Origin of the sequence: Brevundimonas sp. C43, from assembly GCF_030732185.1 — a bacterium.
GTDB classification, from domain to species: domain Bacteria; phylum Pseudomonadota; class Alphaproteobacteria; order Caulobacterales; family Caulobacteraceae; genus Brevundimonas; species Brevundimonas diminuta_C.
The window spans coordinates 2,068,690-2,081,787 of record NZ_CP132231.1 but is presented as its reverse complement, the minus strand read 5'-3'; the positions used below and the strand labels follow the sequence as shown (position 1 = coordinate 2,081,787).

13 protein-coding genes and 1 tRNA gene are annotated in these 13,098 nt (G+C 66.9%); 6 read left to right on the top strand and 8 right to left on the bottom strand.

Translation table 11 applies throughout. The annotated features are described in order from the left end of the window. Positions 1–4: 4 nt before the first annotated feature. Together Q9R14_RS10520 and Q9R14_RS10515 are read left to right on the top strand one after the other, a co-directional pair. Entirely contained in the window at positions 5–1,975 is a 1,971-nt protein-coding gene (locus Q9R14_RS10520) for an AsmA family protein (RefSeq protein WP_306002346.1), read from the top strand. A 58-nt stretch (positions 1,976–2,033) separates the two neighbouring features. Continuing rightward, positions 2,034–2,885, top strand: a complete 852-nt coding sequence (locus tag Q9R14_RS10515) for an alpha/beta hydrolase (RefSeq protein WP_306002345.1) — start codon at positions 2,034–2,036, stop codon at positions 2,883–2,885. 12 nt (positions 2,886–2,897) lie between these two features. Here the strand turns inward: Q9R14_RS10515 and Q9R14_RS10510 are convergent. The 5 genes from Q9R14_RS10510 to Q9R14_RS10490 all read right to left on the bottom strand — a co-directional run bounded on the left by Q9R14_RS10510 (position 2,898) and on the right by Q9R14_RS10490 (position 6,076). Continuing rightward, positions 2,898–2,982: transfer RNA gene (locus Q9R14_RS10510), tRNA-Leu, on the bottom strand. A gap of 54 nt (positions 2,983–3,036) precedes the next feature. Continuing rightward, positions 3,037–3,573, bottom strand: a complete 537-nt coding sequence (locus Q9R14_RS10505; RefSeq protein ID WP_306002344.1) for a CcdC protein domain-containing protein — start codon at positions 3,571–3,573, stop codon at positions 3,037–3,039. Positions 3,574–3,636: 63 nt separating this feature from the next. After that, entirely contained in the window at positions 3,637–4,656 is a 1,020-nt protein-coding gene (locus Q9R14_RS10500) for a fumarylacetoacetate hydrolase family protein (RefSeq protein WP_306002343.1), read from the bottom strand. A gap of 43 nt (positions 4,657–4,699) precedes the next feature. Next, on the bottom strand, positions 4,700–4,966 hold the full coding sequence (locus Q9R14_RS10495; RefSeq protein WP_017506239.1) for a hypothetical protein: 267 nt from the start codon (positions 4,964–4,966) through the stop codon (positions 4,700–4,702). Between the two features lie 57 nt (positions 4,967–5,023). Beyond that, positions 5,024–6,076, bottom strand: a complete 1,053-nt coding sequence (locus Q9R14_RS10490) for an isoaspartyl peptidase/L-asparaginase (protein WP_306002342.1) — start codon at positions 6,074–6,076, stop codon at positions 5,024–5,026. 249 nt (positions 6,077–6,325) lie between these two features. Between Q9R14_RS10490 and Q9R14_RS10485 the strand changes: the two genes are divergently transcribed. Beyond that, positions 6,326–7,990: an FAD/NAD(P)-binding protein gene (locus Q9R14_RS10485; protein WP_306002341.1), complete on the top strand. Its 1,665-nt coding sequence runs from the start codon at positions 6,326–6,328 to the stop codon at positions 7,988–7,990. Positions 7,991–8,001: 11 nt separating this feature from the next. Beyond that, on the top strand, positions 8,002–8,505 hold the full coding sequence (locus tag Q9R14_RS10480) for a DUF1543 domain-containing protein (protein WP_306002340.1): 504 nt from the start codon (positions 8,002–8,004) through the stop codon (positions 8,503–8,505). Positions 8,506–8,705: 200 nt separating this feature from the next. On the opposite strand, the gene hppD is transcribed toward Q9R14_RS10480, so the two are convergent. The 3 genes from hppD to Q9R14_RS10465 all read right to left on the bottom strand — a co-directional run bounded on the left by hppD (position 8,706) and on the right by Q9R14_RS10465 (position 11,849). Next, the gene (hppD, locus tag Q9R14_RS10475; protein ID WP_306002339.1) at positions 8,706–9,818 is read right to left on the bottom strand and encodes a 4-hydroxyphenylpyruvate dioxygenase; all 1,113 of its coding nucleotides are present in this window, start codon (positions 9,816–9,818) and stop codon (positions 8,706–8,708) included. Positions 9,819–9,960: 142 nt separating this feature from the next. Next, complete coding sequence (locus Q9R14_RS10470) at positions 9,961–11,070, bottom strand: DUF5694 domain-containing protein (protein ID WP_306002338.1); 1,110 nt, start codon at positions 11,068–11,070, stop codon at positions 9,961–9,963. A 134-nt stretch (positions 11,071–11,204) separates the two neighbouring features. Beyond that, entirely contained in the window at positions 11,205–11,849 is a 645-nt protein-coding gene (locus Q9R14_RS10465) for an exopolysaccharide biosynthesis protein (protein ID WP_306002337.1), read from the bottom strand. Between the two features lie 87 nt (positions 11,850–11,936). Between Q9R14_RS10465 and Q9R14_RS10460 the strand changes: the two genes are divergently transcribed. Together Q9R14_RS10460 and Q9R14_RS10455 are read left to right on the top strand one after the other, a co-directional pair. After that, positions 11,937–12,512, top strand: a complete 576-nt coding sequence (locus tag Q9R14_RS10460; RefSeq protein ID WP_306002336.1) for a YqaA family protein — start codon at positions 11,937–11,939, stop codon at positions 12,510–12,512. A 39-nt stretch (positions 12,513–12,551) separates the two neighbouring features. Then, positions 12,552–13,097 (top strand): disulfide bond formation protein B, encoded by a 546-nt coding sequence (locus Q9R14_RS10455; RefSeq protein WP_306002335.1) that lies wholly within the window; start codon positions 12,552–12,554, stop codon positions 13,095–13,097. Position 13,098 lies beyond the last annotated feature (1 nt).

Here is a 13,098-nt window from a genome sequence, read left to right as displayed (position 1 = left end):
GCGTTTGCGCACCTGGCGTGACTGGGTGCGCGACAACGATCCCGTCTATGCGGCGGTTCGACGACCGGGGCCGGCAGAAAAATGGGCGGCGGGCGTGGTGCTGGTCGTCGTGGCGGCCATCGTTCTTTTCCTGGCCCTATTCGATTGGAACATGCTGCGCGGACCTATCGGCCGCTGGGCCTCGGTCAAATTCGATCGCGAAATCGCCCTGACCGGCGATCTGAACGTCAATCTGTTCAGCTGGACGCCGTCCGCCGTGGTGCGGGGGCTTAAGATCGGCGGTCCCGACTGGGCGCGCGATCGCGACACCGCCGACGTCGATGAGGTCCAGGCCTCGGTGCGCCTTCGAAAGCTGCTGGCCGGTCAGGTTGAGATGCCCCTGCTGAGCTTCACCCGGCCCCGAGTCGTGCTGATCTCCACCAAGGACGGCCGCAAGAGCTGGCAGTTGAATCCCGACAAGCCCGACGACGGCGAAGGGCTGAACCTGCCGGTCATCCAACAGTTGGTCATCAAGGACGGCCAGCTGACCTTTGAGGAACAGCGGCGCGGACTGACGCTGGAGGCGGCGGTCAATGCGCGCGAGGCGGCCAGCGGTCAGGCGGGTTTCGTGCTGGACGGGCGCGGCGATGTGCGCGGCGCGCCCATGACCGTCAGGATCGAGGGCGGTCCCTTCATCAACATCCGGCGCGATCGTCCCTATCGGTTCGAGGCGGATGTGACCGGCGCGGATTCGTCCCTGGTCGCCAAGGGGGCGATCACTCGACCGTTCGATCTGGGGCGGTTCGATGCGACCATGACGATCCAGGGCCGCAACATGTCGGACCTCTATCTGCTGACCGGCGTCGCCCTGCCCAATACGCCGCCGTATCGGCTATCGGGGGCGCTGAACCGCGATCGGCGGGTCTGGACCTTCGAGGATTTCGACGGACGCGTCGGCGCGTCCGATCTGTCGGGCGAGGTGAAGGTCCAGTCGGGCCAGCGTCTGCGCGTCGACGCCGACCTGACCTCGCGCCGTCTGGACATCGACGATCTGGCCGCTGTCCTGGGCGCGCGGACCCGCACCAATGCGGCGGGCACCGACACCGAGGCGCCGGTCGTGGTCGGCGGCAAGCTGCTGCCGGACGCCAAGCTGCAGACCGGGCGTCTGCAGACCATGGATGGCACCCTGTCCTATCGGGCCGGATCGGTGAAGGCGAACGCCTTCGACGTACGTCAGGTGAACCTGGGCGCCGACCTGAAGGACGGCATCCTGAAGCTGGATCCGATCAGCTTCGACTTCAACCGGGGCGCGCTGAACGGCACGGCGCGGATCGATGCGACGAAGGACGCCCCCTACAGCTCCGTCGATCTGCGTCTGGCCGGCTATCCACTGGAGTCCATCATCCCGGCGCGCAACGGCTCGGCGCCCGTCACCGGCAGGGCGCTGGGCCGGGCGAAGCTGGAGGGGCCTGGCGCCTCCATTCATGATTTCGCTGGCGCGTCGAAAGGCTCGCTCAGCCTGGTCGTGCCGAACGGCAAGATGCGGGCGGCCTTCGCCGAACTGCTGGGCATCAACGCCAGCGCGGGGCTGCTGAAGCTGTTGAGCGGAGATCAGTCCGAAAGCCAGATCCGCTGCGCCGTCGCCGACTTCAATGTCAGCAGCGGCACGGCGGTCGCCCGCACCTTCGTCATCGACACCGATGTGGTGTTGGCCCAGGGCAAGGGCAGCATCAACCTGGGCGCCGAGACGATGAACCTGCGGATCGAGGGCGAATCCAAGAAGCCGCGGCTGTTGCGCCTTTGGGCGCCGATCACCGTGTCCGGTCCCTTGACCGCACCCAAGGTCGGGGTCGATGTCGGTTCGGTCGTGTCGCAGGGCGGTCTGGCGGGCCTGCTGGGCGCGGTGGTGGCGCCGGTGACGGCTCTGTTCGCCTTCGTCGATCCGGGCCTGGCCGAGGACGCCGATTGCGGCCGGCTGATCGCCAATGCCCGCTGATCGTTGACGACGACCGATCCGGCGATCCGAGCGTATTGTGGGTAATGGAGCCTTTTGCATGACCCGCCGTGGACTGTTCGCGCCTGCCCTTGGGCTTCTCGCCGCCGCCTGCTCGCCTCTGAGCCTGCTGAACACCTTGGGACCGAGGGACGGCGGGGTGCGCCGCGTCGCGCGCGACATTCCCTATGGCGACGATCCGCGCCAGCAGATGGATCTCTATGCGCCGACCGCGCCTGGCCCCTATCCGACGCTGGTCTTCTTCTATGGCGGCGGCTGGGATTCGGGCTCGCGCAGCCAGTATGGCTGGGCGGCGCAAGCTTTGGCGGCGCGCGGGTTCGTGGTCGCCCTGCCGGACTACCGCATCGTGCCCCAGGTCGTCTTCCCGGCTTTCATCGAGGACGCCGCCGCCGCCACGGCCAAGGCGGCCGAGGTGGTCGGTCAATACGGCGGCGATCCCGCGCGGCTTGGCGTGCTGGGCCATTCGGCGGGTGCGCATCTGGCGATGATGATCGCCTTGGACCGACGCTATATGGCCGCCGTCGGCCGTCCGGATCTGATCAAGGCGGCGGCAGGTCTCGCGGGCCCCTACGACTTTCTGCCGTTCGACGTGGCGGCGTCGCAGAACGCCTTTGGCCGTGCGCCGGACCCGACCCTGACCCAGCCCGTCACCTTCGTGCGCGCCGACGCCCCGCCGATCTGGCTGGGCCACGGCACGGCCGACACAGTGGTCCACGACGAGGACACGGTCATTCTGGATCAGCGGATGCGCGCGGTGGGCGGGCGCTCGGAGGCTAAGCTCTATCCCGGCCTGGACCACGCCGACCTGATCGCGACCTTCTCGCCCCTTTTTCGCAAGAAGGCGACGGTGCTGGCCGATGTGACGGCGTTCTTCCACCGGCAGCTGGGCTGAACCGACGAAGAGTGGTGCGGGCGGCCGGGGTCGAACCGGCACTCCTTTCGGAACTGGATTTTGAGTCCAGCGCGTCTACCAATTCCACCACGCCCGCAGCGGAAGGACCGCCTCATGCCACAGAGGCGAAGGCCGCGTCCAGCCCGAAGCGTCAGGCCGCGACCTCCACATGACTGTCCGTGCCGCCGGACTGGATGCGGCGGGCGCGGATGTACATTTCGACGCGCTGCATCACGATCAGGCCCATGGCGAAGACCAGGAAGGCGTCGGTGACGGCCAGGACGTTCAGATGCCAGGCGGCGGCGTGGCTTTCGATCAGGTCGCGCAGCAGCGACCGGCCGGCGAACAGCACGACCAGCAGGATCAGACCCAGCGGCGAGGCCTGGGCCATCAGGGAACCGTCCGCCTCTTTTTCGATGGTGACGGTCTTGCCGCGATACCAGCCGGCGACGCCGCCCAAGATCCCGCCGATGGCCAGCACCGCCCAGGCGTCGGGACCGAACGGCGCATGGGCCATGTTCGGGTTCTGGGCCGTGCCCCATAGCCCCAGGCCGATCAGCGGCAGGACGATGGCCGGCATGACCCACAGCAGTTGCGGCTTCAGTACCCGCTTCCGACGGTTCTTCAGCAGCACGACCACCAGCATGATCGGGATCATGAGCAGCGGGATCAGTTTTTCAGGCGGCACGTCGTCTCTCCCCAAAGACCGGATGCGGCCTCCCCCGAGACCGCTCTCAGCACCCTAGCGGCGTCAATCCGCGCTGGATAGCGGCGCTACGGTCTGTTCGATGGCGCCGAAGATCGAATGATGACGCTCGTCCAGCATCTCGATGCGCACCGTGTCGCCGTGTTTCAGGAAGGGCGTGTCGGCCGCGCCGCGCAGGATCGTCTCGACCGTGCGGACCTCGGCGATGCAGGAGTAGCCCAGGCCGCCTTCCGAAACCGGCTTGCCGGGGCCGCCGTCGGCGTCCTTGTTCGACACCGTGCCCGAGCCGATGATGGTCCCGGCGCCCAGCGAGCGGGTCTTGGCCAGATGGGCGATCAGGGTTCCGAAGTCGAAGGTCATGTCGACGCCGGCATCGGCCTTGCCGAAGTCCTCGCCATTCAGCTGCACCGACAGGGCGCCGTGCAGCTTGCCGTCCTTCCATCGGTCGCCCAGCGCATCGGGTGTGACCAAGACCGGCGACAGGGCGCTGGCGGGCTTGGACTGGACGAAGCCGAAGCCCTTGGCCAGTTCGGCAGGGATCAGATTGCGCAGGCTCACGTCGTTGACCAGGCCGACCAGGCGAATGGCGTCGAGCGCCTGTTCGCGCGTCGCGCCCTGCGGCACATCGCCGACGACCACGACGATCTCGGCCTCCAGGTCGCAGCCCCAGGCCTCGTCGGCCAGCGGGATCGGATCGCGCGGCGGCAGGAAGCTGTCGGAGCCGCCCTGATACATCAGCGGGTCGGTCCAGAAGCTCTCGGGCATGTCGGCGCCGCGCGCCTTACGCACCAGTTCGACGTGATTCACATAGGCCGAGCCGTCCGCCCACTGATAGGCGCGGGGCAGGGGGGAGGCGGCGTCGCGCTCATGGAAGCGGCCGCGCGGCACGGCCTCATGCTCCAGGCTTTCGGCCAAGGCCTCGAGGCGGGGGCCGCAGCGGTCCCAGTCATCCAGCGCCGCCTGCAGCGTCGGGGCGATCAGGAAGGCGTCGGTGAACCAGTTTAGGTCCTGAGAGACGACAACGAGGCGGCCGTCGCGGCCGTGCTTGAGCGAGGCGAGTTTCATGACCAAGGCCTAGACCGGATTTGCGATGTTGGGAACGGCGGAATCAGTCGGCGGCCGTCAGCAGGGCGCGGGCCTCGGCGCCGGTGCGGGCGGCGCGGTCGCGGACCTCGACCTCGACGATGACGCCGCCTTCGGGCTCGACGGCCCACAGATAGCGACGCTCGACCTCGACCGTGCGGCCGGACGGTGCGAAGCCTTCGTAACTGTCGCCCCAAGGGGTGATCTTCCTGACCTCGACGAAGGGCATGGCGCAGGCGGCGTCCAACTCCTCGTTGGCCATCACGGTCAGTTCGTCATCGGATGCAGGCATGGGTCTCGGTCTGGGAAAAAAGAAAGTCTAATTCGTCTAATTGGTCTGAACGGGCGCTTAGGGTTCGTCGGCGTAGATGGCGACGCGGGCGGGGTCGGTCGAGGAGACCGCGCCGCGATACATGCCCGAGGTGGACATGGCGAAGGCGGGGCGGCCATCCAGTCCCATGACGATGACGCCGCCCTTGCCGCCCAGACGATCGGCGTCAGCGATCTCCGCCTGACCGGCGGCCTGCGTCGCCGCGCCTCCCGCAATCCGCGCGCAGATGTCGCGGGCGACGGTGGCGCGGATGAAATATTCGCCGTCGCCGGTGGCGGACACCGCGCAGCCGTCGGTGTTGGAGGCATAGGTGCCGGCGCCGATGATCGGCACGTCGCCGACCCGGCCCCAGCGTTTGGCGGTCATGCCGCCGGTCGAGGTGGCGGCGGCGAGACGACCCTGGCTGTCCAGCGCCACGGCGCCGACCGTGCCGAACTTCTTCTCGTTCAGGGGCGGGGCGATTTCGGCTTGGGCGCCCGGTAGAGGCGCGCCGACGGGGCGTTCGGGGATCGGCTGTCCGGCCTCGGTCAGGGCTTTAACCAGTCCCTGCCAGCGGCGCTCGGTGAAGAAGAAGGCCGGATCGACTTGCTCCAGCCCGACCGAGGCGGCGAAGGCGTCGGCGCCGGGTCCGATCAGCATGACGTGGGGCGACCGCTCCATCACCGCGCGGGCGGCGGCGACGGGGTGACGGGTGGTGGTCAGGCCGGCGACCGACCCGGCGGTCAGGTCCGATCCGTTCATGACGGCGGCGTCCAGCTCGTTACGGCCGGCCGCGGTGAAGACCGCCCCGCGCCCGGCGTTGAACAGGGGATCGTCCTCCATGACCTGAACGGCGGCCTGAACCGCATCCAGCGCCGAGCCGCCGCTTTTCAGCACGGCCGAACCGGCGTCCAGCGCGCCTTTCAGCGCCGCGCGATAGGCCGCGTCCTGCTCAGGCGTCAGGCTGGACCGCTCGATCACGCCCGCCCCGCCGTGGATCGCCAGCGACCATTGCGACGGACCGTCCTGGGCGTGGGCCGAGGAAAAACACAGTGCAAAGAGGGCAACTAGCACCGAACAGGCGATGCGCATCGTGAAACTCCTCCCGGCGCCGGATCAGGGCGTTCGCTGGACGTTGGCGCCCGCACTGTAACCCATGACGGGGTCGTGTCAGGCTGATCGATCAAAGAAAAGCGAAGCACCTAATGACGGCGAGCGTATCTCGTCGACCTTATGTGCGAAATCGCGCAGATCGGACGTGTCCGGCTGGGCGGAGGTGGCTGTTCCGATTGAAAAATCATGCGCCCTGGCGCCTTTGCCCGCGTCGCGCATTGTGGGCGCATGACTGCATCGATCGCCTTTGTCGGAGCGGGGCCAACCACTCTCTACGCGCTTCACGCCCTGCTGTCCCAAGACGACCTGCCGGCGCGCATCACCGTGATCGAGGCGGGCGGGGCTGCGGGATCGGGCAGCCCCTACAGCGCCGAGTGGAACCACCGGGCGATGCTGTCGAACATCGCCAGCGTGGAAATCCCGCCGGTCACGCAAACCCTGGCGGACTGGCTGGCTGAACGGACCTCGGCGGAGGTGCGCGCGCTGGACATCGACCCTGCCGCGCTGGACGAGCGAAGCTTCGTGCCGCGTCTCGCCCTGGGACGCTATTTCGAGAATCAGTTCGCCGCCATTGTGGAACTGGCGAGGGCCGGTGGCGTCTCGATCCAGGTGATGACCGACTGTCGCGTGGTGGACGCCGCGAACACGCCGGAGGGCATCGAACTGACCTATGTCTCGCCGCCATCCCTTCGCGCGAGCAAGGCGGTCTTCGATCATGTGGTCCTCGCCACGGGTCACCAATGGCCGTCACGACAGCAGGGCCGTCCGGGCTATTACCTCAGTCCGTGGCCGGCCTCGGCGCTGTCCAAGATCCCCGCGACGGACATCGGGATCCGCGGCTCGTCCTTGACGGCGATCGATGCTGCGGTCGCCCTGGCGGGATCGCACGGCTCCTTCGTCCGTCAAGGCGACCGGCTGGTGTACGAACCCGCGCCGGACACCCAGGCGTTTCGCCTGACCATGATGTCGCGCAAGGGCATTCTGCCGGAAGCGGACTTCTATTTTCCGCTGCCCCACGCCCCGCTGGATATCTGCACGCCGGAGGCGGTCGCGGCCCTGATCGTGCAGGAGACAGGTGGTTTTCTGGACGCGGTGTTCGACCTCTTTCGGCGCGAGCTGATCCAAGCCGATCCGATCTACGCCGCAGAAACGGGGTTGGGAGAAGCGACTCTGGAAACGTTCGCCCAGGCCTATTTCGCCCGACGTGCGGCGAGCGATCCGTTCGTCTGGGCCGCGGCGAACCTGGACGAAGCGCGGGCCAATCACACCGCCAGGGTCACGGTGGCGTGGCGCGACGCCATCCTTCGCATGCATGAAGTCGTCGCCGCGATCGTGCCGCATCTGGACGCCTCGCAATTTGAGCGCTTCAGCCGGGTGTTCAAACCGATCTTCGTCGATGTCTACGCCGGCGTGCCGCATGAATCGATCGAGCGGATGTTGGCCTTGCACGAGGCCGGCAAGCTGGAGGTTCTGGCGCTCGGTGAGGATCACGAGGTTGATACGCAAAGTCCGGAACGGGGAGCCGACGTGACGATCGCCGGACGGACGCGGCATTTTCCGATATTCATCGAGGCGACCGGCCAGCAGGCCTTGGCCGCGATCCAGTTTCCGTTTCTGTCGCTGCTGGAACAGGGCATCGTTCGCGACGAGGTCGCCAATGACGCGCCCGACGTGGTGCGCGGCATTGCTGTCGATGAGCTGTTTCGACCCGTCGATGCGCCGCTGCCGTCGGACCGACTGTTTTGCCTGACGCTGCCGTTCCTGATGGGCCGCCACCCCTTCGCGCAGGGCATCACCAGTTCCTTTGAAATGGGAGGGATCGTCGGGCGCAGGCTGGCGTTGGTGGTCAAAGGCGAGGAGAACCCGCCCCATCCCGCCGCCTCGGCGGCCTGAAGGGAGACCTGATGAAGCTGTTTGCGATCTACATCGGCGGCGAGCACCCCTGCGCCAATATCGAAGTGCATGATATGCGCTTCATCGCCGCGCCCTCGATCGAGGCCACCTACGACACCCTGCGTGAACAGTGGTGGGGCAAGACGGGCAGTCTGCACATCGATTGCTGGTCGGAGATTTCACACGCGGACGGCTGTGACGTCAGCCTGCGTCCCGAGCCCTACACCGGCCAGGAGAAGCTCTATTACGTGAACCTGGGCGGCTATGACGGGGTGGCCTTCGCCGAGCAGCACCGGAACGTCTTCGTCGTCGCTGACACGCTTGAGGCCGCCAAGTCGCGTGCCATAAAGCTGGCCTCGGGCTGGAGTGACGCCCACCGCGACGAGATGTATGAGGCCGAACAGGCCTTCGCGCTTCAAGACGCCGCCCAGACCCAGCGGATGCATATCCACCTGACGCCCCGCCCGATGTCCGGCGATCCCAGCTTCACCTGCCGCTACATGCCGCTTCGCTGATGCAAGGGGGCGGTCTCACCCCCTGTGGTGCAGCCGCTTCCACACCTGATAGCCGATGATGGGGCGAAGCCGCAGAGGAGGGCGGCGATCAGGACCATCCAGAAACCGCCGCCCAGCCAGTATTCGCCGGCCAAAGCACCGGCGCCGGCCGCGAGGACCGGGCCGAGCCAGGGCAGCCAGGTCGGCGGCCGCATCGTCATTCAGGCGTCGACCTTGATGACGCCGCGACGGATCTGGTCCAGCTCGATGGAGTCGAACAGGGCCTGGAAGTTGCCGTTGCCGAAGCCTTCGTTGCCCTTGCGCTGGATGATCTCGAAGAAGATCGGGCCGAAGGTGTCCTGGGTGAAGATTTGCAGCAGCAGACCTTCCTCGTCCGAACCGTCGATCAGGATGCGGTTCTTGCGCATCCGCTCCACGTCCTCGCCATGGTTGGGCAGGCGTTTGTCGATCAGTTCGAAATAGGTCTCGATCGTGTCCTGGAAGGCGACGCCGCGTTCCTTCATCGCCTCGACCGTCTCGAAGATGTTCTCGGTCGTCAGGGCGATGTGCTGGATGCCTTCGCCGTTGTAGCGACGGATGAACTCCTCGATCTGGGAGTTCTCGTCCTGGCTTTCGTTCAACGGGATGCGGATGGCGCGGTCGGGCGCGATCATGGCCTGGGAGAACAGGCCCGTCGCCTTGCCCTTGATGTCGAAATACTTCTGCTCTTCGAAGTTGAAGATCGAGTTGTAGAAGCCCGACCAGGTGCGCATCTGGCCGCGTCGGACGTTGTGGGTCAGGTGGTCCAGGATCTCCAGGCCCATCGAGTTCTTGCGCTCGGCCTCTTCCCAGCCCTCGATCTCGTCCCAGGCGTCATAGAGCGAGCCGGCGTCGCCGTACTGGTCGATGACATACAGCAGCGATCCGCCGATGCCTTGCAGGATGTAGGGGTAGTCGTCGCCCAGTGCGCCGCCGGCGGCGTCCGATGCGGCGACGGCGCCGCGAGCCAGCGCGCCCTCGTAGGCGGCCTTGGCGTCGGTGGTGCGAAAAGCCATGCCGTTGGCGGACGGGCCGTGATCCTTGGCGAAGTCGGCGGCCTGCCCCTTGGGCGAGCGTTGCACCAGGAAACTGATATCGCCCTGTTTCAGGCGCACCACGTCGGTCTTGGGGTTCACGTGCGTCTGGGTGAAGCCCATCAGCTCCAGGCGCGAAATCATCGCCTCGGGCTCGGGGCCAGTGAATTCGACGAACTCGAAACCGTCGACGCCGAGGGGGTTTTCAAGGTCGATCTGTTCCGCCGCGGCCTGATCTTGGGCCTGGGTCATGTCGTTCATGGCGCGTCTCCCGCGTGATCTTGAGGGCGGTCTGGCCGCCGATTGGCGCGGAACCTAGTCACAGAAGACGACGGAGCCAAGACGAAGCCACGGGGTCGTGATGACGGACGACCCGTAAGCCCCGTCTGTCGTCTTTATGCGATCAGCGCAGGACGGCTTCGGGATCGACCAGCCGGACGTCGTGCATCTGGTCCAGATAGGCCTCGTAGTAGCCCTTGTGCGAGGCGCCGACGATGGCCAGCATCCGAGTGCCCGGATAGAGGCCCAAAACATCGCGCATATTGGCGACCATTCGCAGGTTGCGGGTCTCCCAGAAGCCGAGGTAGCGGCGGCCGAAGGCCTGCGGCGACGGCTCGACCAGATTTGCGCCGAAATCGGACTGATAGGCCATGGCCGGGACGGTCGGCGCGTTATAGGCGCGGTACATGCGCAGCACGCCGTCCGGCTGATCGAGGGCGGCGCCCAGTTCCGCGTCCTGCGTTCGACGGGTCTGGCTGGCGGGATTGTTCCACGCGCCCATGATGGCGTCGGCATAGGCTTTCTTCTCGACGGGGTCGGTCAGGTCGGGCGTGTCGGCGGAGTGGTCGTCGACGCTCCACAGCCGCTCCAGCCCCAGCCGCGCGGCGAGCGGCGCGGAGATCAAGTAGGTCTCATTGGCTCTGTCCTTGATGCGGTTCAGCACGGCGACTAGGGCGTCGTTCAGGCCCTCGCCAGTGGTGCGGTCTTCCGGCGCCAGCCGAAGCCATTGGACCAGGGCCGATCCCCGCTCGCCGGCCGCCAGAAAGACCGCTGCGAGATGGCGCCGCTGGGCCGCCGTGGGCTGGGCGGGCCACTCGGCCAGCAGCCGGTCGGCCTCGGCGTTGGCGGCCGGTACGTCCAGGCCGGTCGCCAGGGCGGCGGGAGCGGGATCCCAGCAATAGGTTTCGACCGTCTCGGCATAGCGCGACGGATAGCGACGCAGGCTGTCGCATTGCAGTCCCGACAGGTCCTCGGTTGAGATGGCGGTCGGCATCCACGCCGCCAACCGATCCAGCAGCGGCGCCAGGCTTTCGACCTTGAAGCCGTCGCCCATGTTCGACAGGTGCGGCGTGCCCAGGACCAGAACCTCGTTCAGCGCGCCGGCGGGCGGTCCCTTCAACTGATCGGGATGGAAGGGTTGGCGGTAGTCTTGTGCGGTTGCGGGGAGGGCGGTGGCCAGCAGCGCGCCGAAGGCGACGAACAGGATGCGGGAGGAACGAAGAGGCAAGGCCATGACACGCCGTGGAAGGAATTTGAGAAGGATCGACCGTCGGTCGGTCACGCTACCTTCCACGGATCACCACCCGGGCGCCCGTTAATTCTTGGACATCTAAGGCTACGCTTGCAGCGCTGGAACCGATGTTGACGTCAGCCCGGCAGCCAGCGCGTGGCCCATTCGGCGCCCATCAGAAGGCCGGTCCCGAGCGCGCCCAGGATGGTCAGCCAGACGGTGGTTACGGCGCAGCCGGCGAGGACGAACAGGCCGTCGCGCTGGATCAGGCCGACCGACAGCAGGGCCAGGGCGATGGACGGGATGGTGTTGGTCAGGGGCATGACGATTGTCACGGTCGCCAGGATCATGAAGACGGCGGCCAGCTTTTCGCCCGGCCCATCGGCGAAGCGGCGAAGGCGGGGGCGCGACAACCGGTCGATCCAGCCCAGTTTGGTTTCGGCGAAATCGGCCATGGCCTTCAGCCACGAGCCCTTGCACCGCAGGTTCAGGAACCAGCGGGGCAGCCACGGCTCCTCGCGCCCGACCAGCATCTGGCCGGCCAGCAGGATGACGATCAGCCCGACCACCTGCGGCACGCCGTAAAGGCCCGGCACCAGACAAGGGATCGAGAGCAGCAGGATCAACAGGCCGTAGGCGCGCTCGTCCAGCCGGTCGCGGATCTCGTGCAGGGTCAGGCCCGCGTCGCCGCCGTCGTCGGCCAGCCGCCGCAGCAGGCGAGTGATGTTATGGCTGACGTCGTCCTGCTGGGCCGGGGACGGGGAAGAGGCGGGGGTCGTCATACGGGGGCTCTAGCAGGTGGACGTCGCGGCCGAGGATGACGCAACGCCGCAGGGGTGCTAACGCGCCGTGCCGCCTTAAGGATCGCCATGCTGCGCAAACTCTATGACCGCGTCTTCGACCTGGCGCGCAGCCGCCATGCGACCAAGGCCCTGGCCATGGTGTCCTTCGCCGAGAGTTCGTTCTTCCCCATTCCGCCCGACGTGATGCTGGCGCCCATGATCCTGGCGCGGCCGCAGAAGGCGTATTTCTACGCCGCCGTCTGCACCGTGGCGTCCGTGCTGGGCGGGATTCTCGGCTATGCGATCGGCTATTTCCTGACCGACCTGGGCCTGGCGATCATGCGAGTGCTGGGCCATTCGGACGGATTGGAGCAGTTCCGCGTCTGGTTCGATCAGTGGGGGCTGTGGGTCATATTGATCAAGGGGCTGACGCCCATCCCCTACAAGCTGGTGACCATCGCCTCGGGCCTGGCGGCGTTCAGCTTTCCGGTCTTCATGGGGGCGTCGGTGGTGACGCGGGGCGGACGGTTCTTCCTGGAGGCGTGGATCCTGAAACGCTGGGGGCCGGCCATGCTGGCGCAGGTCGAAAAGCGGCTGGCGATGTGGAGCGTGATCGGCCTGGTGGCGCTGGTCGCGTTGATCGTCGTCCTGAAGCTTCTGTAAGTCGACGGCGCGTTCGGGGCGGGGTAAGACCGTTTCAAGATGATCGATGTCTATCGCCTTCTGACCCGTTGGTGGACCGCCTTCGCCCTGGCCGCGTCGCTGGCCATGCTGGGCGCGGCCCATGCGTTCGAACGGTTCGGCGGGCTTGCGCCCTGCAACCTGTGTCTGAAGCAGCGCGAGGTCTATTGGGGGGCGGCCGTCGTTGCGGTGCTGGCCACGGGCTGGACGCTTTTCAGCGGCGGACGCCGGGGCACGCCGCGTATCGCCGCCTTCCTGCTGGCGGCCGTGTTCGCCACAGGCGCCATCACGGCCATCTTCCACATGGGCGGCGAATACAAATGGTGGGCGCTGCCTGCGACCTGTTCGTCCATCGGCGGCTCGGTCGATATAGACAGTCTGACGGCCTTGGCCATGGGCACGGGGCCAGTGACCAAGGTGATCGGCTGCGGCGATGTGGCCTGGAGCTGGCTGGGTCTGTCGATGGCAGGATGGAACGCGATCATCGCCTCGGCGCTTGCGGTGTTCAGCCTGTTGGCGGCGAAACGTCCCAAGGACGCCCGCGCGCCCCGGATCGAAAAGGCCTGAT